The 18,371-nt window shown below is 45.2% G+C and carries 15 protein-coding genes; 8 read left to right on the top strand and 7 right to left on the bottom strand.

Annotation, left to right across the window (positions count from 1 at the left end):
* Positions 1-48 precede the first annotated feature (48 nt).
* Complete coding sequence (locus tag D1814_RS04765; RefSeq protein ID WP_118490340.1) at positions 49-1,128, top strand: helix-turn-helix domain-containing protein; 1,080 nt, start codon at positions 49-51, stop codon at positions 1,126-1,128.
* 29 nt (positions 1,129-1,157) lie between these two features.
* Here the strand turns inward: D1814_RS04765 and mutH are convergent, their stop codons facing one another.
* Positions 1,158-1,835, bottom strand: a complete 678-nt coding sequence (mutH, locus tag D1814_RS04760) for a DNA mismatch repair endonuclease MutH (RefSeq protein WP_118490339.1) — start codon at positions 1,833-1,835, stop codon at positions 1,158-1,160.
* Between the two features lie 112 nt (positions 1,836-1,947).
* Here mutH and rppH point away from each other — a divergent pair, with 112 nt between their 5' ends.
* From rppH to D1814_RS04725, 7 genes are all read left to right on the top strand, one after another.
* Positions 1,948-2,490 carry an RNA pyrophosphohydrolase gene (rppH, locus tag D1814_RS04755; protein WP_118490338.1) on the top strand — a complete coding sequence of 181 codons (543 nt, stop codon included), beginning with the start codon at positions 1,948-1,950 and terminating at the stop codon, positions 2,488-2,490.
* A 134-nt stretch (positions 2,491-2,624) separates the two neighbouring features.
* The gene (ptsP, locus tag D1814_RS04750) at positions 2,625-4,916 is read left to right on the top strand and encodes a phosphoenolpyruvate--protein phosphotransferase (RefSeq protein ID WP_118495310.1); all 2,292 of its coding nucleotides are present in this window, start codon (positions 2,625-2,627) and stop codon (positions 4,914-4,916) included.
* A gap of 3 nt (positions 4,917-4,919) precedes the next feature.
* Positions 4,920-5,726: a sulfite exporter TauE/SafE family protein gene (locus tag D1814_RS04745; protein WP_118490337.1), complete on the top strand. Its 807-nt coding sequence runs from the start codon at positions 4,920-4,922 to the stop codon at positions 5,724-5,726.
* A 4-nt stretch (positions 5,727-5,730) separates the two neighbouring features.
* A complete protein-coding gene (gene lgt / locus D1814_RS04740; protein WP_118490336.1) occupies positions 5,731-6,543 on the top strand; it encodes a prolipoprotein diacylglyceryl transferase in 813 nt (270 codons plus the stop codon).
* Positions 6,544-6,551: 8 nt separating this feature from the next.
* Positions 6,552-7,385: a thymidylate synthase gene (locus D1814_RS04735; RefSeq protein WP_118490335.1), complete on the top strand. Its 834-nt coding sequence runs from the start codon at positions 6,552-6,554 to the stop codon at positions 7,383-7,385.
* A gap of 9 nt (positions 7,386-7,394) precedes the next feature.
* Positions 7,395-8,465, top strand: a complete 1,071-nt coding sequence (locus D1814_RS04730; protein WP_118490334.1) for a response regulator — start codon at positions 7,395-7,397, stop codon at positions 8,463-8,465.
* A complete protein-coding gene (locus D1814_RS04725; protein ID WP_118490333.1) occupies positions 8,462-9,436 on the top strand; it encodes a sensor domain-containing diguanylate cyclase in 975 nt (324 codons plus the stop codon). The genes D1814_RS04730 and D1814_RS04725 overlap by 4 nt, the downstream gene beginning before the upstream one ends.
* 8 nt (positions 9,437-9,444) lie before the next feature.
* On the opposite strand, the gene D1814_RS04720 is transcribed toward D1814_RS04725, so the two are convergent.
* From D1814_RS04720 to rapA, 6 genes are all read right to left on the bottom strand, one after another.
* Complete coding sequence (locus tag D1814_RS04720) at positions 9,445-11,625, bottom strand: response regulator (protein WP_118490332.1); 2,181 nt, start codon at positions 11,623-11,625, stop codon at positions 9,445-9,447.
* A gap of 105 nt (positions 11,626-11,730) precedes the next feature.
* Positions 11,731-13,077 (bottom strand): AmpG family muropeptide MFS transporter, encoded by a 1,347-nt coding sequence (locus D1814_RS04715; protein WP_118490331.1) that lies wholly within the window; start codon positions 13,075-13,077, stop codon positions 11,731-11,733.
* 102 nt (positions 13,078-13,179) lie between these two features.
* Positions 13,180-13,503, bottom strand: a complete 324-nt coding sequence (locus D1814_RS04710; protein WP_118490330.1) for a hypothetical protein — start codon at positions 13,501-13,503, stop codon at positions 13,180-13,182.
* A 143-nt stretch (positions 13,504-13,646) separates the two neighbouring features.
* Positions 13,647-14,534: a DUF3530 family protein gene (locus D1814_RS04705; RefSeq protein WP_118490329.1), complete on the bottom strand. Its 888-nt coding sequence runs from the start codon at positions 14,532-14,534 to the stop codon at positions 13,647-13,649.
* Between the two features lie 192 nt (positions 14,535-14,726).
* A complete protein-coding gene (rluA, locus tag D1814_RS04700; RefSeq protein WP_118490328.1) occupies positions 14,727-15,443 on the bottom strand; it encodes a bifunctional tRNA pseudouridine(32) synthase/23S rRNA pseudouridine(746) synthase RluA in 717 nt (238 codons plus the stop codon).
* 50 nt (positions 15,444-15,493) lie between these two features.
* Positions 15,494-18,367 carry an RNA polymerase-associated protein RapA gene (gene rapA, locus D1814_RS04695; protein ID WP_118490327.1) on the bottom strand — a complete coding sequence of 958 codons (2,874 nt, stop codon included), beginning with the start codon at positions 18,365-18,367 and terminating at the stop codon, positions 15,494-15,496.
* Positions 18,368-18,371 lie beyond the last annotated feature (4 nt).

The following is an 18,371-nucleotide window of genomic DNA, read 5'->3' as shown; positions in this document are numbered from 1 at the left end:
GGACCCGTATTGCGTTAGCCGATTTTATCTCAGGGAAGGAGGGCGCTGATGACTTCAAACTACTATGAATACTTTCTTTATTCGCTACTGGGCGTTTATATTTTCTGTTTTGCGCGCCTGTTCGTTCAGAAAGTAAATTTAAGCAGCATGCGCTGGCTAATCGGCGCGTTTATTTGCTGGCCACTATTTATGCTAGATGAATGGCTGAGAATAGCTCAGGCGAGCGTATTAGCTATCTTGTATGGTTTATCTGACGTGTTTGCGGTAATCGCAATTACTTGTTGTTATCGCGCCATAAAGCCTATGCTATTAGCTTATCCAACGGCAAGAAAACGGCTATGGTGGCCTGCAGTGGTGACGGCAGTTTTTCAGTGTACCGTGCTCCTCATACCGATTGATGACAAGCAACAATGGCTTTCATCGTCGCCGAGCGGTAACCCTTTATTGCTATGGCCTGCCTATTTTGCTTCACTTCTAACAGGATTCAGTGTTTTGCTTATTGGCATTCTTATTACTGAACACATTCAAATGTATCACAGACATTTACCTGAGCAGGCGGTGGACATTAAAAATTTAAAAATGCCTAAGCTAGCCGGTGTAATGGGGAGCTTAGTCGGTGTTGCCTTCATGAGTATTTTACTTGTTACCGCCGCAACCTTTGGCTTTTTCCCCGTACCTTTTTGGGAAAGCTTTCATCACTTAATGATTGGTTGTGCGCTGTTAGTGGTATTGTTTTCATTGACCTTTATTCGCCGAACTGCGCCTTCACCACTAAACTACGAACGACTGGATGAAGGCAAAGCCACACCCTATGAGATAAGCAGTATTATTTCTAAAGCAGAGCGCTATACCATTGAGTCAAAAGCCTATAAGACCCGTTTCCTTACGCTCAGTGAATTTTGCAAAGGGGCTGATATCGACCCTACATCTTTGGCTATTGCGCTTCAGCTTACTGAAAAGAAAAACTTTAGGCGGTTTATATTCCACTATCGCCTGGAGTACGCGAAAAAAGTACTGCTTCACAGTGACGCTAAACTAGAAGCTGTAGCAAAACGTCTTGGCGTTAATTCAGAGAAATTTTTAAGCGAGTACCTCGTAAAGCATTTGAATACCGCGCCTACAAAGTAAAAAGCGTTATTACGCTTGCAACGTGTACTTCAAACACCAAATGCATTGCGCAGTATTTGGTGGGTAAAGGTTTTGCGCAAGTAAAAGCCTCTAGGGCGAGTTTTAATACGCTGACCCTCTGGTCCTAATGCATCAGTAAGCACCTTACCGTTAGCTGCTTTAGGGCGAATATGAAGTGCCTCGCCTTGTCGAGAAGTAATAGATTCCACCTGTCCCGTAGCAATGTGCTCTACCAACTCTTCCCAATCATGCTTGAGTATTGTGTCTTCAATCTCATTGGGGCGCCAGTAAAACCCAGTAGCCACACGCCGATGTGCTAAAGGAATGGCTCTGTCGCCTTCAATGGGTAGCCACAACACCTGCTGTAGTTTGTTTCGCACATTCGAGGTTTTCCACGTAATTCCCGGCGCCATTAAAAGGGGCGCAAAACAGACATAAGTAGTTTCTAGTGGCGAAAAGTTTGCATCGATGGGGATAGTTTTAAGTTCTATGCCTAACTCAGGGAAGTCCTGTTGAGGCTTTGAACCTGCGCTTGCGCCTAGCCATTTTTCAATAAGCATGCCTGGCCATCCTTTGTGACGCTGTAAATTGGCAGGGATGGCAACATTGGCCATGTCAGCCAACTCTCCCAAAGTTAAACCCGCAATGGCGTGACATCGCGCTAAAAGAGTGTCTGGTGAAGAGGGAGGCGATGAAGGGGGTTGCATAACGGTGGTTAATTTCCTGTTTAAAAGCGAAGGCGAACATTAAGACTATGATTGGAGCATAGTTTGTGGAAGAATGAAAACATATACAAGTATAGTGTGCCCGGGAGTCTATGTGATAGATGCCGATGGATTCCGTGCGAATGTGGGCATAGTGATTTGCAACAAAATGGGTCAAGTATTTTGGGCAAGACGTTATGGTCAACATTCATGGCAGTTCCCTCAAGGCGGAATTGATGAAGGGGAATCTGCTGAACAAGCTATGTACCGCGAGCTTCACGAAGAAGTAGGGCTGACACCGAAAGATGTCACCATTTTAAGTGTTACCCGTAACTGGCTTAGATATAAGCTACCGAAGCGATTAATTCGACAAGGCAGCAACCCTGTTTGTATAGGGCAAAAACAAAAATGGTTCTTGTTGCAGCTAGATTGCAACGAGCGCGATGTTAATGTGCTTAAAACGGGCCATCCTGAATTTGATGATTGGAGGTGGGTAAGTTACTGGTATCCCATTAGAAATGTTGTGTCGTTCAAGCGAGATGTATACAGACGAGTGATGAAAGAATTCTCGCCTGTAGTTATGTCTGCGCAACATCGACCTCAACAGCGCCAAAATGTAGCCCCGCATAAGCGTGGTAAAAAACGCCGGCGCGGTTAAGCGTGGAATGGGAAAAAGTGTGAGGTGGCAAAGATGCTAGAGGTATTAAAGGTAGCGATATGCAACAGTAAGCGACGAGCAAACTGCGATTACACAAGGAAAAACCGGTGAGCCCTCAGAGCCAACAAGGCGCAATGTTAACCACATTAAAACGTATCGTGCAGGAAATGAATCAAATTTCTGCACTCGATACCGCATTGTTTAGGCTAGCCTCTCGTGTAAAGCACACTCTCAGTGTTGATTCATGCTCTATTTACCTCGCTGATTACGATACTCAGGAGTTTACCCTTAAAGCCACTGACGGACTCCACCCCGATGCGGTGGAACAAGTTCGCATTGGTTTTTCAGAAGGTCTTATCGGTTTAGTTGGCCAGCGTGAAGAACCGCTAAATATCGTCAATGCCCACAACCACCCTAGATTCAAACACTACCCCGAAGTAAAAGAAGAAAAGTATAACGCTTTTCTAGGTACGCCTATTATCAATCAAAGGCGCGTACTGGGTGTTATCACACTTCAGCAATCTCAGATGCGACGCTTTAGCGAAGATGAAGAGGCATTTTTAGTTACCCTCGCTGCACAGCTTGCGCTAGAGATCACCAATGCCGATATACGTGGTGCATTGACGTTATCAAACTCTAACGACAACACGGCACGTCAAAAAAACGTTCGTGGTATCGCAGGCTCACCAGGATTAGCTATTGGTAAAGGAGTCTCACCAGATAAGTCTATCAACCTCAAAAACTGGGTGGTGAAGCGTACACAATCACCGCAAGAGCAAATTCAGCTTTACCGCAAAGGCGTTGAGGTAACACGAGGCCACGTAGACGCACTATCTAACCGATTAGATGATGGTATTCCCGATGACGTTAAATCTATTTTCCAGCTCTATCATCATCTGTTAGATGCCAACAGTTTAGGTCGTGAAGTAGAAGAAAAAATTCGTCAAGGTTGGGATGCTGCCTCGTCTCTGAAAATGGTAGTCGAAAGCTACGCCGCTCGATTTCGGGCTATGGACGACCCTTACATGCAAGAGCGTGCTATTGATATTGTCGATTTATCCGACCGTATTCTTGCCAACATTTTGTATGAAGCGAATGGCCAGAAGGCTGCTGAAAAAACGATAACCGAAGCCAGTATTCTAGTTGCTGATGAAGTATCAGCGCCTATGCTCGCCGAATTCCCGCGAGGGAAGCTTAAAGGCATTATTTCTATTCGCGGGTCAAATAACTCTCACGCCGCAATATTAGCAAGGGCTATGGGCGTGCCCGCAGTGATGGGCTGTCAAAACGTCACGCCCGCGTTACTTGAAGACAAAGAAATATTGCTTGATGGCTATTCTGGCGAAGTTATTGTTTCACCCGAACGCAATATTAAGACTGAATTTATTCAGCTTATTGATGAAGAGTCGGCCATTGCAGAGAAAATAGACGCAGAGGCAGATAAACCCTGCGAAAGCGTTGATGGTTGTAGAATGTCTCTTTATATCAACGCGGGTCTTTCAGCTGAAGTAGAGCTTAACGCAGAGCAGATTGGGGCAGGGGTTGGTTTATATCGTACAGAAATACCTTTCATGCTGCGCGAACGGTTTCCTTCGGAGCAAGAGCAGGTAACCCTGTATCGCCAAGTTCTTGAGGCTGCTCCATCGTTACCCATCACCATGCGTACTTTGGATGTGGGGGGCGATAAGCCACTCCCCTACTTTCCTATTAACGAAGAGAATCCGTTTTTAGGCTGGCGTGGTATTAGACTTACCCTTGATCATCCCGAAATATTCTTGGTACAAGTCCGCGCTATGCTTCGGGCGAGTGTAGGGCTAAGCAACTTGCAAATTATGCTACCCATGATTTCTACGGTATCTGAAGTGCAGGAGTCCAAACGCCTCATTAATCAGGCGTTCTATGAGATATCTGACGAAATTGCAGAATCAGGGCAAACCCTAAATAAGCCAAAATTGGGTATTATGCTTGAAGTGCCGTCGGTACTTTATCAGCTACCTCAGCTGGCCAAGCATGTCGATTTCTTTTCAGTAGGCAGCAATGACTTAACCCAATACCTATTGGCAGTAGATAGAAACAACACGCGGGTGGCGGGGCTTTATAATAGCTATCATCCGGCCGTTTTAGGGGCCCTTTACGATGTGGTTCAAAAAGCTAATCAAAGCCAAGTGCCCGTGACTATCTGCGGAGAAATCGCGGGGGAGCCAGCGGGGGCGCTGCTGTTAATGGGTATGGGCTACCGCCGCTTGAGTATGAATGGTTTCAACTTAAGAAAAATAAACTGGCTTATTCGAAAAGTAACGCTTGATGAGTGTAAGCAGTTACTTGCATTAGCGCTAACCTCTGTTAGCCAAGACGAAGTTTTTGTGCACTTGAATCAATATCTTGAAACTAAGGGCCTAGGAGGCCTTATCCGAGCAGGTGCTTAACAAATGGATCCACTTGTTGTAATTGTTGTCAGCTGTCTGATCTTAGGTTCTGTTGTCGGGATCCTTGCGGGAATGCTGGGCATTGGCGGCGGCTTAATTATCGTGCCCGCGCTGTCATATTTAATGATTCACTTTCTAGGGATGACCACCGAAACGGTTATGCCTGTCGCTATTGCAACCTCTTTATCTACTATTATTTTTACGGGTATGTCGTCGGCTCTAGCGCATTATAAACTGGGTAATATTCAACGGCATATCGTGCTTTATACAGGGCTAGGGATTGCGTTTGGTGCAATTGCCGGTGCTCAAGTAGCAAGCCATATCTCAGGTGAATTGCTAAAAGATGTGTTCGCCGTACTGGTTATATTGATAGCCCTACAGATGATTTTTGGCAAACAAAAAGCGTCTGGAAACGAAGCCTCCAAAGGGGCGTTAGCCACTGTTGGTGCCGGAGCCGGTATGTTAAGTGCGTTAATGGGGATCGGCGGTGGCGCTTTACTTGTACCCGCTTTAGTGTGGTTTCGTGTTAATGTACGCGCGTCCATAGGTTGTGCCGCTTTTTGTGGGCTAGTTATTGCCGTCTTTGGTACCACCAGTTTCGTTATAGCTGGGTGGGGTGAGATAGATGTACCAGAATACAGTATGGGTTATGTTTATCTGCCTGCTACAGCTGGTATTGTTGCAACCTCCATGTTTACCGCAAACATAGGAGCGAAGCTTGGACAGCGCGTTAATATACGTGTTTTAAAAGCGATGTTGGCATGTTTACTTGTTTTAGTAAGTATTAGAATGATTTTAGGAATTGAATAAAGTAATGGAACAGAGCAGTTATCTGGTATTTCCCAGTATCGACCCCGTTATCTTCAGTGTCGGTCCATTAAGTGTACGCTGGTACGGCTTAATGTATTTGGTAGGGTTTATCGCAGCGTATTTGTTGGCACAAAAGCGCCTATCACAAACCAACTGGAGCAGAGAGCAGTTAAGCGACCTGCTATTCTGGAGCTTTGTGGGTGTAATTTTGGGCGGCCGCATCGGTTATGTGTTTTTCTACCAGTTTGGCATGTTCTTAGATGACCCTTTGTACCTATTTAAAATTTGGGCGGGTGGAATGTCTTTCCACGGAGGCTTGTTGGGGGTATTAACGGCGCTTTTCTGGCGAGCGAAGTGTATGAATACCACGTTCCTAAGATTAGGTGATTTCGTGGCGCCACTGGTACCCATTGGCTTGGGAGCTGGTCGTATCGGTAACTTCCTCAACGCAGAGCTTTGGGGGCGTACAACGGATGTACCTTGGGCTGTCATTTTCCCTAACGCAGGTTATGTTCCTCGTCACCCATCTCAGCTGTATGAATTTGCTTTAGAGGGCGTACTGCTCTTTATTATCCTATGGCTTTACTCTGCTAAAAAACGTCCGGTAGGGGCGGTAAGTGGTTTATTCTTACTTGGTTACGGTAGTTTTAGGTTTGTCGTCGAGTACTTCAGAGAACCTGACGCTCATATCGGCTTATACCAAATGGGCCTAAGCCAGGGGCAACTTCTTTGTTTACCTATGATAGCTTTAGGAATAGGATTAATAGTCCGTGCATACATGCGCGGAAAAGACCGTGTTGAACAACAAAAAATATAAGAATAACGATGAAAGAATATCTCGCACTAATGCGCCATGTACGTGATACGGGTGTGAAAAAGGAAGATCGAACTGGTACAGGTACATTAAGTGTATTCGGCTATCAGATGCGCTTTAATTTGCAGGAAGGTTTCCCTTTGGTGACAACAAAAAAATGTCACTTAAAATCAATCATTCACGAACTACTGTGGTTCTTAAAAGGCGAAACAAATATTGCCTATTTAAAAGAGCATGGGGTAAAAATTTGGGATGAATGGGCTACCGATGAAGGCGAGCTTGGCCCTGTTTATGGCCATCAATGGCGTAGTTGGGATCGCGGTGACGGTACCTCCGTTGACCAAATTGCCGAAGTGGTAGAGCAAATTAAAAATAACCCTGATTCACGTCGTCTTATCGTTAGCGGCTGGAACCCTGCGGTATTGCCTGATACTAGCTATTCACCAAAAGAAAATGCGGCAATGGGCAAGCAGGCGTTACCTCCCTGCCATACGCTTTTTCAGTTTTACGTTTTAGAAGGCAAGCTAAGCTGCCAGCTTTACCAGCGTAGCGGTGATATCTTTCTTGGCGTTCCGTTTAACATTGCAAGCTACGCACTGCTTACCATGATGATTGCACAAGTGTGTGACTTAGAGCCGGGAGATTTTATCCATACGCTAGGTGATGCGCACTTGTATTCAAATCACCTTGAGCAGGTAGAACTTCAGCTTAGTCGCGAACCTTTTGCCCGCCCAACGATGGAAATTAACCCAGATATTAAAGATATCTTTGGTTTTTCCTACGAAGACTTCACGCTAAAGAATTATCAGTCACACCCGCATATTAAAGCCCCTGTCGCTATTTAAGGAGTTACCATGAGTACTCCAATATTGATTTGCGATGACTCGGGCTTCGCAAGGCGACAAATGGCGCGCAGTTTACCCGATGGGTGGGATGTAGATGTCTCGTTTGCCGAAAATGGTGAACAAGCCCTAGCTCTTATCAAAGAAGGTAAGGGCGACGTGGTCTTTCTCGATTTAAACATGCCGGTGATGGATGGCTACCAAACCATGGAAGCCATTCGTCAACAGGACCTGCCGTGCTTGGTGGTGGTAGTGTCTGGTGATGTTCAGGCGCAAGCGCGGGAAAAAATGCTTGCCCTAGGTGCTTTAGACTTCATCCGAAAGCCAATTGATAATGAAAAGCTCAGTTATATCTTATCTTCCTACGGCATCTATAGCGGTGAAAGCCATTCATCTGGTGCTAGGTTGCAAAAGGTGCAGGGGCTGAGTGAGTCAAGTGCGCCCAAAGCTAAAGGTTTAACAAGTAAAGAAGAGCAATTAGACGCATGCCGTGAAATGGTCAATATCGCGATGGGGCGCGCGGGAGAAAATCTAGCCCAGCTGCTAGGTGAGTTTATTGACTTACCCATACCCAATGTTAACTTAATTGAAAGCAACGAACTGTCTATGGCGATTGCCGAGATTAATCGTAATGACAGCGTTTCTGCGGTTTCAAAAGGGTTTATTAGCGAGGGTATAAGTGGTGAAGCCCTGGTTATTTTCAACGATACAAATACGCAAAACATTGTTGAGCTGTTGAAATACCCATCGTCTGCCTCATCAGATAAACTTGCCCTAGAAGCCCTTATGGACGTATCGAATATTCTAATCGGTGCTTGTTTAAATGGCTTGTCAGAACAGCTCAATGTTGCTTTTAGTCACACGCATCCTATCTTACTCGGGCAGCACCAAGGCTTATCAACGCTTTTAAGTGATAACGTACAGCGCTGGGGGAAATTAATGGCTATTGAGATTGGCTATGCAATAAAGTCGAAAGATATTTCCTTTGACCTTCTATTGTTGTTCCCTGGTGATGCTATGAGTCACATTTATGCGCGGCTGTTCGATGATGGCTTTATAAAACAAGACAAGGAAAGTCTATGAACGCTTCAATTGGTACACTCGCTGCAGAGGCTCTCGTTAGTTCACCTCACGTACCTGCACAATTACTCGATTCAATTGAAGTAGGCATTGCGGTAATTGATCGCAACTTCAACGTGCAAGTTTGGAATAAGTTTCTCGAGAACCATAGTGCTAAGAAAGCAAACGCTATTATTGGTACTAGCTTATTTTCACACTTTCCAGAAATAGAAGAGAAGTGGCTGCGGACCAAAATTGACCCTGTATTTAATTTAAAAAGCCCAGTGTTTATCATTTGGGAGCAACGCCCTTACTTATTAAAATTCGATTGTAATCGTCCGGTCACTTGCGCCGCAGAATTTATGTACCAAAACGTGACCATGTTCCCTATCGTAGATAAAAGCGGGCGAGTAGAGCGGTTTTGTATGCTGGTTTACGATGTTACCGAACAGGCCCTGGGTAAATTAGGGATGGAGCATCTTAACGAAGAGTTGAAAACGGCAAGCCGGGTCGATGGGCTTACTGGGCTATTTAACCGCCGCTATTGGCAAGAACGCTTTGATGAAATGCACAAGCTATGCGTTCGCCGTGAAAAGCCCAGTACCGCACTTATGCTGGATATCGACCATTTTAAGCGCATTAATGATACCTACGGGCATCAGGCTGGCGACAAAGTGATAAAAATGCTTGCTGCATTGATTAAACGCTGTGTGCGGGAAACCGATCTTGCGGGGCGTTATGGCGGTGAGGAATTTGCTATTATCCTCAACGATTCAACGGTAGACGATGCAAAAGCGGTAGCCGAGCGCATTCGTCAATTTGCACAGCGCTTAGTGGTTGAGCATGAGGGCGAGTCGATAAATTTCACGGTAAGCCTTGGGCTTGCCCAGTTCTCTCCCGACTTCAAGGAATCGATGGCATGGCTTGAATGCGCTGACCAAGCGCTTTATCAGGCGAAAGAAAACGGTCGAAATCAGTACCGTATCTACACTTAGAAAAACACCTACTTGGTAAGCGCAAGACGTAAAGTGTTTTTGAGTTCTTGAAAGGTAACAGGCTTCACGAGGTGATAGCGAATACCTGCCTGAAGTGAAGCCTCTTTGTCGTTCCTGTGGGCGTTGGCAGTTAGCGCTATGATGGGAAGGTCAGGGTGCCCCTCTTTTATAATACTCGCCACTTCCAAACCGCTAATGTCAGGCAGATTAATATCAAGTAATATACAGTCAAAAGTCGTCTCGTTTACCCGGCCTATTGCGTCGTCGCCGGTGTAGCTTACGGTAACATCGTGGCCCATACTTTGTAGCATGTACTCCACCATTTCTGCATTTATTGGCTCATCCTCTACCACTAAAATGTTAGCTTTGGCCTGCACTTTGATGGCCTTTGTTTTATTCCCTGTGAGTTGGTGGATGGCATCTACAAACCGGTTTCTGTCAATGGGCTTAACAAAACTCTGAAATATAGGTAGCTCACTTTTGGCGATAATATTGGCAATATCCGGTGTGGCAGACAATACGATGACCGGCGGTACGCGCTCCCCGTAAATGGCGTTGAGTGTTTTAACCAGTTCAAGACCATTCATTCCTGGCATATAGAGGTCGGCGATGATGCCGGAGAACTGAAGCAATTCTTCGTGAAGATTTAAAAGGTTGGCGCCAGATGAGAATGTGCGTACGCTAAAGCCTTCTTTCGTGACTATAGACTGTAAATGTAGCCTTGATATTTCTAAATCATCGACGATGGCAAACTTGGCATTAGAAGGCGTCGATGTTACGGATGGCGAGTCTTCTAGGGGCGTAATTGGCAGTGATATATTGAACTCGGAACCGACACCTACCGTACTGTTCACCTGTAATGTACCGCCAAGTTTATCAAGACTGCGTTTAGCAACCGATAGCCCAATTCCCGCCCCCGGGTAGCGCTGACTTTGCGAGTGCTCACCTCGATAAAAACGCTCGAACATGTGTTTTTGGGTTTGTTCATCAATGCCAATACCGGTGTCATTAACAATGATTTCTAGAAAGACTCTTTTGTCTTTAACCAACGTTGTAACCGTCACGTCAATTAATCCCGTCGAAGTAAACTTCACGGCATTATCAAGTATATTCACTATAACTTTGGAAAGGGCCATAGCGTCGGTTTCAGCATAACTTGGCACGCTATGACTACAATGCATGTTAAGTTCGAGTTTTTTGTCTTTAACTCTTACCGAAAAAGGCGAGATGCATTCGTCTAACAAACTAATCAAGTCTACCTTTGAAACCAGAAGATCATCCTCTACATGATTACTGAGTATATCTGTAAGGTTACTGGTTAGATTAAGTAGTCGATAGCTTGATTGCTCGGCTTGTTGAATTAACCTAGTACGCTGGTCTTCCAAGTTCGGAATAAGCTCTAAGGCGCTTATTATGGCGCTAATCGGCGCTCGAAACTCATGGCTAATAAGCTTCAAAAATTCTTTGTTCTGCAAGTCTTGTCCATTATCAGCAAACTCAAGCCGTACATTTGACTTGTTGAGCTTTCGCAGAGATTTCTTGGGTGTGCTTTTGCTAGCAAGCCAAGCACCAAGATACCAAAGAGCCAGAACAACCGCGCCAAGTAAGGTAGTTATCAACATCTTTTTACGCAGGCCCTGGATTCGGAGTAGCGCCGCATTTTCGTCCGTTTGTAAGGTAGTTAGAAGAGGAAGAAGGCTAAAGCCATCATCGATATAGGGTTTCATTTCAGTAGGGGGGAGCACTATAAGCGTGTATAGCAATATTTGCGTTATTTTGGCGCTTTCTTCGGCTGTGGCTCTATTTAAGCCACTATATGCTTTTGTAAACTCTTCTTTAGAAACGGGGGCTAGAGCGCTGCTGACCCTCCATCTGTCTTGTAGATATCGATTTAATCCTTGGTACGTTACCTGTAATTGATGGGCTAAAGCGGTATGAGTGCCATTATTACTTTGCGTATGGCTGTTGAATTGGCGAATTCGATATTCAGCGGTGATTATACTGTCTTCTAAATCACTCTTTTGCTTGAGGTTAGTGATAAAAGACTGCTGTTCGATGTTCAGCGCAAACAAAATTGAGATAATAATGACACCGAAAAACATTGCCGTAGCGTTTACTTTTGAAGAGGTAAAAGCGGTGGATACCAATGATGACTTACGTTGCGGTGGATCAGCCTTGTTTGCGCTCAATTTCCTTCCTTGCAAGAGTTTGCATTTACTACCTTCTTTAAATGTAGGCAACTAACTCAAACTTGCAAGGTAACTAAATGTAGATTGCTTGGAAATGTAAGGAATTTATGGCGCTTCAACGCGCTTTATATGCTCCCTTATTGAATATAAAAAGCAAAGGCTAGGCATCACCATGACAGCTGTCAAAATGAAAAACAAACTCCAGTTTCCGTTAAGGCTATCAACAACCAAACCACTGCTAGAAGCAACTAATGTTCGTCCTGCAACACTTAGTGAGGCCATAAGTGCATATTGTGTTGCGCTAAAAGCGCGGTTACATAATAGCGATATAAAGGCGACCATAGCAACAGTGCTCCATGCTCCGGTAAAACCATCGACAATTACTGTGATGGCTAACAGTGAAGTTGAAGGTCCAGTCTGTGCGATAAGAGCAAAGAGTAGGTTTGAAGCCGCCATGGCGACACCCGCAATCATCAGCCCTCGGTAAATGCCATAGCGAATGTTTACTAACCCGCCAAGTAGAGAGAATATAATGGTCACCCACCAGTTAAGTAACTTTGAGTAAGTGGCGATATCGCTATTGGAAAAACCGACTTCTTTGTAGAAGACAATGCTCATACGACCTAAAAAAGCTTCACCAATTTTAAAAAGAAAAATAAACAACAAGAATGAAGCGGCCAGCTTTACACCGTTTCGGTTAAAGAACTCCGAAAATGGTGTTATGAGTGTTGTGCTTATCCAGTTAATTACAGCAGATTTATTAGCGTCTGGACTCGTTACCTTCTCCAGCAAGGCTTCCCTATTAACAGCGGGTTCGTTTGCGAAGGCGGTAGCTATTGCCAAAGAAGCCATGATAACGCCAAGCAATAAGTAAATATCTGGCCATGTCCAAGAAGTGAGGTCGGCCAAGAAAAAGGGGATAGCGCCAAGGCCACCATAGCCCGTCCACCACCCGGCTGTTGCCACAGATGAAGCAGCAGACATACCATCTTTATCTTCTTTTTCAATGCAATCAATACGAAATCCATCAATAGCAATATCTTGGGTGGCAGAAGCAATGGCAATTAATAAACCAATTAAGGCTACGTAGAATAAGTCTTGGTTTGCGGTAAGTTGGGACATGGCCAGACACAGTAAAACAACACCGCTTTGCATCAAAAAGATCCAGCCGCGCCGTTGTCCTAACAAGGGTGGCTTAAGCTTATCGACAAGAGGCGACCATAGAAAATTAAATGAGTAGGTGGCGAAGATAATACCAAAAAGACCAATTGCCGAACGCGATAAACCTTCATCTTTTAGCCAAGCCGATAACACTGAACCAATCATGATCCAAGGAAAACCACTGGAAATGCCAAATAGAAAAATCGTTAGGTAGCGTTTGTCGTTGAACGTTTTTAATGCAGTAAGCAATACTTCGGCCTTCAGCGGTAACTCAAAAGGGTATTGAGCCACGAACTACTGTGTTTAGCAATAAAACTGTGAAGGCGATATCAATAAATTAGAGGTAAGCAGGAGAAGCTAATAGTGTGAGGTGAGCCACGGTGTGAACCGTGTTCACGGACGTATACCGACACAGTCTAGAGGACAATGCCCTAAACCTTCCAGAAAATTAACGCAGTTTGTCAACTCATCAACAAGAAACTGGTCCTTTGTTAGTTTATCTTCATTCCAGTAATGCACTTGATGAAGCAAATGCCAAAAAACACGCTCTTTTTGCGTATATGGCTGGGTTAGTGTGCATTCAATTTGCCCCCATTCTTCCATGCTATCCCAAAAGAATAGCTCGATCTCCTCGATAGGAAGCTCTCCGTGCCAAAATGCTCTCAAATAGAAACACAGCTGTTTCGCTTTGTTATCTACAAATTCCTGAACATTCACAAGTCACTCAACCGCCGTTGTTTGCTAAAAAATAGTATAGCCCATAACATGATTACCATTGACTACAACATCCCATTATTCGTCTGAATATGGGTAGGTAACTGTTTTGGATACTGATTTAGCCTAATCCTAAGATAGAGGAATTACCAGCCTAGATGTCTGGTCCAGCCTATGATGGTATTTGCAACTATATGAATGTTTGGAGTTTTGTTGATTTCTTTTATACTAAAGGTTAAAGAATTATTTGGCAGGTGGACTTGTCTATAATGCAACTTTAGTTCGTTTTTTGCGCGAACCTTTCTTTTCAGTGCGGTGCTTGCTTCCCAGTCGTTAAAGTTTATTAAAGACAGGTCAAGAATAGGAAAGCTCGCTTTCGCGATAGTATCAATCACTAAGTTATTTGTTTTTTCTTGTGGCCAAAATGGCGATATAGCGACAAGCGAGTCTGGTTGTAAACCAGGCTGCACTTCTATTGCAGTCAAGTAGGCCGAAGCAAGCATTCCTTGCGCAATGACCATGCGGTATCCGGTTTTATCTTGCAAATAATTATCTAAAGCACTGAGTTGCAGGGTTAGTGCCGTCGTCGTTGATTCAAAGTCAAGGTACTGAGTCAGTTGATCACTTCTAGGGTGGATGATTGATTCGCTATCCATCGATGGAGATGCGCTTTCTGCTCGCGCTTCACTGGTTTGTTCTTCAGTAGTTAGAACTGATGGTAAGTTTGTCGACAAATTAAATGGGCTGATAACTACGTTCCATCCTTTCTCAGCAAGCATACTCGCTAAGCTGTTACCTTGAGCAAGAGTAAGACTAGATGGAAAGGGCTCAGTGAGTACCACTGCAACACCCAAAGGGAGCGGAGTTTGTGCCTCAATGAAAATAACAGGGGCTTTGTCTTCGCCTACCATTAACGTGTCCACTTCACCGGGCAAATAGGCATTACTTACATCTGTGAAAAAATCACAATGAGCCGTCACAGGCAGCAGCGAGACGATAACTGCAAATGTTATAAGGAGAGCGTGCCTTTTCATAAAAAACGGTTTGCCTTTACCTATTTTTGATTTGCGCAGTCGAGGCAGCATCAAATCAATTCATACACCAAGCATTCTACAAAGGTTATCGGCAGAACCTTATAAAACTGAAATGAAGTCTATAGACAATACCAGTTTGCATAGATAATTACCCACTTAGTGAGAGTTATCTATGCGGATTGGTATAACACACTACTCAATACTTTCAGAAAGTGCTTTGGGTTGGTACTGGCTAAAAGGAATAGGGATGTGGAAATGCTGCCAATGCCTGAGTGTAGGGTGGGAAAAGCTTAAGCTTTCTGCATGTAGCTGTAAGCGAGATGCCATAGATAATGCTTCTTCATGGGCATAAAGTCTGTCACCTAAAATAGGGTGGCCTAAAGCAAGCATATGCACGCGCAATTGGTGAGAGCGACCTGTGATGGGGTAAAGGGCAATTAAAGAGTAGGGCAAACCTTTTTCATCATGGGTACGCTCGACAACGTCAAAATGCGTTACTGCTTTCTTACCGCGCTCGAAATCTACCATTTGCTTCGGTCTGTTCGGCCAGTCGCAAATAAGGGGTAAATTAATCTCTCCACTGTCTTGTGCTACATGACCGTGTACCCGTGCGAAATACCGCTTTTTGGTTTGTCTAAGCTCAAATTGTTTTGATATATGGCGATGACTCTCTTTATTCAGTGCCAGCACTAAGATACCCGATGTCGCCATATCTAGCCGATGAACTACCGTAGCAGTGGGGTATACAGAGTTCACCCGGCTAATGAGCGAGTCGCGGTGCTCTAAAGCCTTACCAGGCACGCTCAATAGCCCGCTAGGCTTATGAGTTACCACCATATCCTCATCTTGATACAGAATATCAAGATAAGGCGTCATAGGCGGGTTATAAACAAAACTCGGGTTTGCCATTATGTACTCGTTACTTCAAGGATGTTCTTTTAGTGTCTAATATTTCGCATCTACGGGTTGTTCACCACAATACGTATGGCATCTAGCTGAACATCAGCTTCCTGAATGACCTTATCGAGCGCATTCATTTGTGTTTCAATAAATTCAATTTCGCTATCGCGCACAGCAGGATTGCGCTTTTGAAGATCGCGCAAGCGCTGTATTTCATCATTCAATGTGCTGTGCATATCGTTAAGAGCATCATGCTGCTTTTGGTTAGCCTCATGATGGGCAAGCTTACGTGCTTTCTCGATAGCAAGCTCAAGCGGCTGCTGCAGTGCTTTTAGAAGTTGAGAAGAAATCTTGCGACCAATTTTACGCTTAACATCAAAGCTCAAATCAGATGGATTGCCCTGCGCATCTAAACAAACGCGTACCGGCGTTTGTGGCAAGAAGCGCCCCAATTGAAGCGCTTTCGGCGCTTGTGCATGCAGCACGAAAAGGGTTTCTATCCAGTAGGCGCCTTTCGGCAAAGAAGGCTCAGCAATAAAGCCCATGCTACTTTTTCCGTGAACGTCGGTCAGCACTACATCAATAGCGGTATGTACGAGCGGATGGTCCCAGCTAAGAAACTGTACGTTTTCGAGCGTGGTAGCAACACGGCGTTTGTAAGTCACCGTCATACCCTCTGGATCAAGCCCTGGAAGCTGACTCACCATCGATTCGGTTGGCATAAGGATAAAGCAGTCGTTGCCTTTTTCGTCTTGCTGGACGCCAATAGCGTCAAAGACACGGCCCATAAAACGCGATAAATCTTGTTCGCTATCAAGGGTGATAATATCTTCAAGCAATTGCTCCACACGGCCTTCGCCAGAGGCATTAAGCTCAAGAAGACGATCGCGACCGGCTTCAAGCTGTGCCACCAGTTGGCTATTTAGCGTAACACTCATGTTTACAAGCTCGTCACGGGCGCTCATATCGTCAGGATGTAAGCAGGCACCAATAAGCAAAGGTTTGACGTCGTCGAACACGCCAGAGCCGGTCGGACAGGTCTTCTCAAAGGCATTAAGCCCTTCGTGATACCAATCTAACAATACGTGCTGAGCGGTTTTCGCTAAATACGGCACGTGAATTTGTACAGTTTGGGTTTGCCCGATACGATCAAGACGCCCAATGCGTTGTTCAAGCAGGTCTGGCGTAATAGGTAAATCAAACAATACTAAGTGGTGAGCAAACTGGAAGTTGCGGCCTTCGCTGCCTATTTCACTGCACAGTAAAATTTGTGCGCCATCTTCTTCGTCGGCAAAGTAATGGGCCGCCTTATCGCGCTCTACTATGCTCATGCCTTCGTGGAATACACTATGGCGTATGCCGGTTTGCGTGCGAATAACTTCGCCTAGTTCTTGTGCCGTACGAGCGCTGGCGCAAATAAGCAGAATTTTTTCTGGCTTAACGCTTTGCATAAAGTCTAGCAGCCACTCAACGCGAGGGTCGTGCTTAGTCCAGCTGTTAACCACACTTGCCATACGCTCAGGATAGAGTGAATAGGTTAAGTCGGCGCCGCTAACTGCCTCTGAATAAACTTCAGGCAGTGCCAATTCATAAGCGCTTAGTTTACGCATTGGAAAGCCTTCAATATTGGCGCGACGGTTTCTGAACAACATGCGACCTGTACCGTGACAGTCAATAAGTTGATGCAGCAACGCATGGCGATTTTCTTGCGAGTTTAAGTCTCCCGCATGTTCCATAACGTCGGGCGCAAACTCAGCAAGTTTGCTGCGCTGTTTGTCGTTAGGCTCGGCGTCTGAAAGTAATGGCGCTACCGCATCGGCGAGTTGGCTGTATTTCGATTCTTCATCTAAGAAAGCGTCGTAACTATGAAAGCGTGCCGGGTCGAGTAGGCGTAAGCGTGCAAAGTGGCTTTCGTGACCAAGTTGATCAGGCGTTGCGGTAAGTAGCAATACGCCAGGTGTTTGGTTGGCTAATGCTTCAACACACAGGTATTCGGCAGAGGGAGCTTCACTTGACCAAGCAAGGTGGTGGGCTTCATCGACAACCATTAAGTCCCAACCTGCGGCTTGAATTTGCTGTTGGCGTTTTTCACTTTTACTGAGGAAGTCGATACTGCAAAGTACCAGCTGATCGCTTTCAAATGGATTTACTGTGCTTGTAGCAGACGCTTCGTCATCTTCTAAGCCTTCACTTAATCCTTCACTCTTCTCTATTGCTTCGCAACGACTCTCATCGTAAATGGCAAAAGGAAGGTTCACACGGCGTAGCATTTCAACTAGCCATTGATGCATAAGCGAGTCTGGAACCAAGATAAGCACGCGCTCGGCCCGGCCTGTTTTAAGCTGCTGGTGAATAATTAATGCTGCTTCAATGGTTTTACCAAGCCCTACTTCATCAGCAAGCAACACGCGAGGCGCGTGTCTGCCGCCTACCTCTGATGCTATGTGTAGCTGGTGTGGGATAAGCGATATGCGGGCACCGGCAAGACCGATAGTACTTGAACGCAAATATTCGTATTGATGATCTAGGGCGCGTTCCCGTAAGTCGAACCATTTCGGATTGTCTAGTTGCTGACTGAACAGGCGCTTTTCAGGTTGGTTTAAGCGAATGTGGCTGTCTAGCATGGTTTCAGGTAAACGCACTTGGGCCTTGGTATCTTCCCGGAGCCCGTGATATACAAATAAACCTTGGCTTTCTTCTTTTTCAGTAATGGTCATTTCCCAGCCGTCTTGGCTTTTGACCGTTTCGCCAATTTCGAATATTAGTCGCGTAAGCGGCGCGTCTTGCTTCGTGTATTTTCGCGCTTCGCCTGTTGCCGGATACAACACTTCAACTGAACGGAAATCGTTACCGATAACTACGCCCAGCCCCAGCTCTATTTCTGTGTTGCTTAACCAACGCTGACCAACTAAAAATTGACTATCTGAACTCATAAAT

Origin of the sequence: Alteromonas sp. BL110 (assembly GCF_003443615.1) — a bacterium.
GTDB lineage: Bacteria > Pseudomonadota > Gammaproteobacteria > Enterobacterales > Alteromonadaceae > Alteromonas.
The sequence above is the reverse complement of the archived record's forward strand: the minus strand, read 5'-3'. Positions and strand labels throughout refer to the sequence as shown.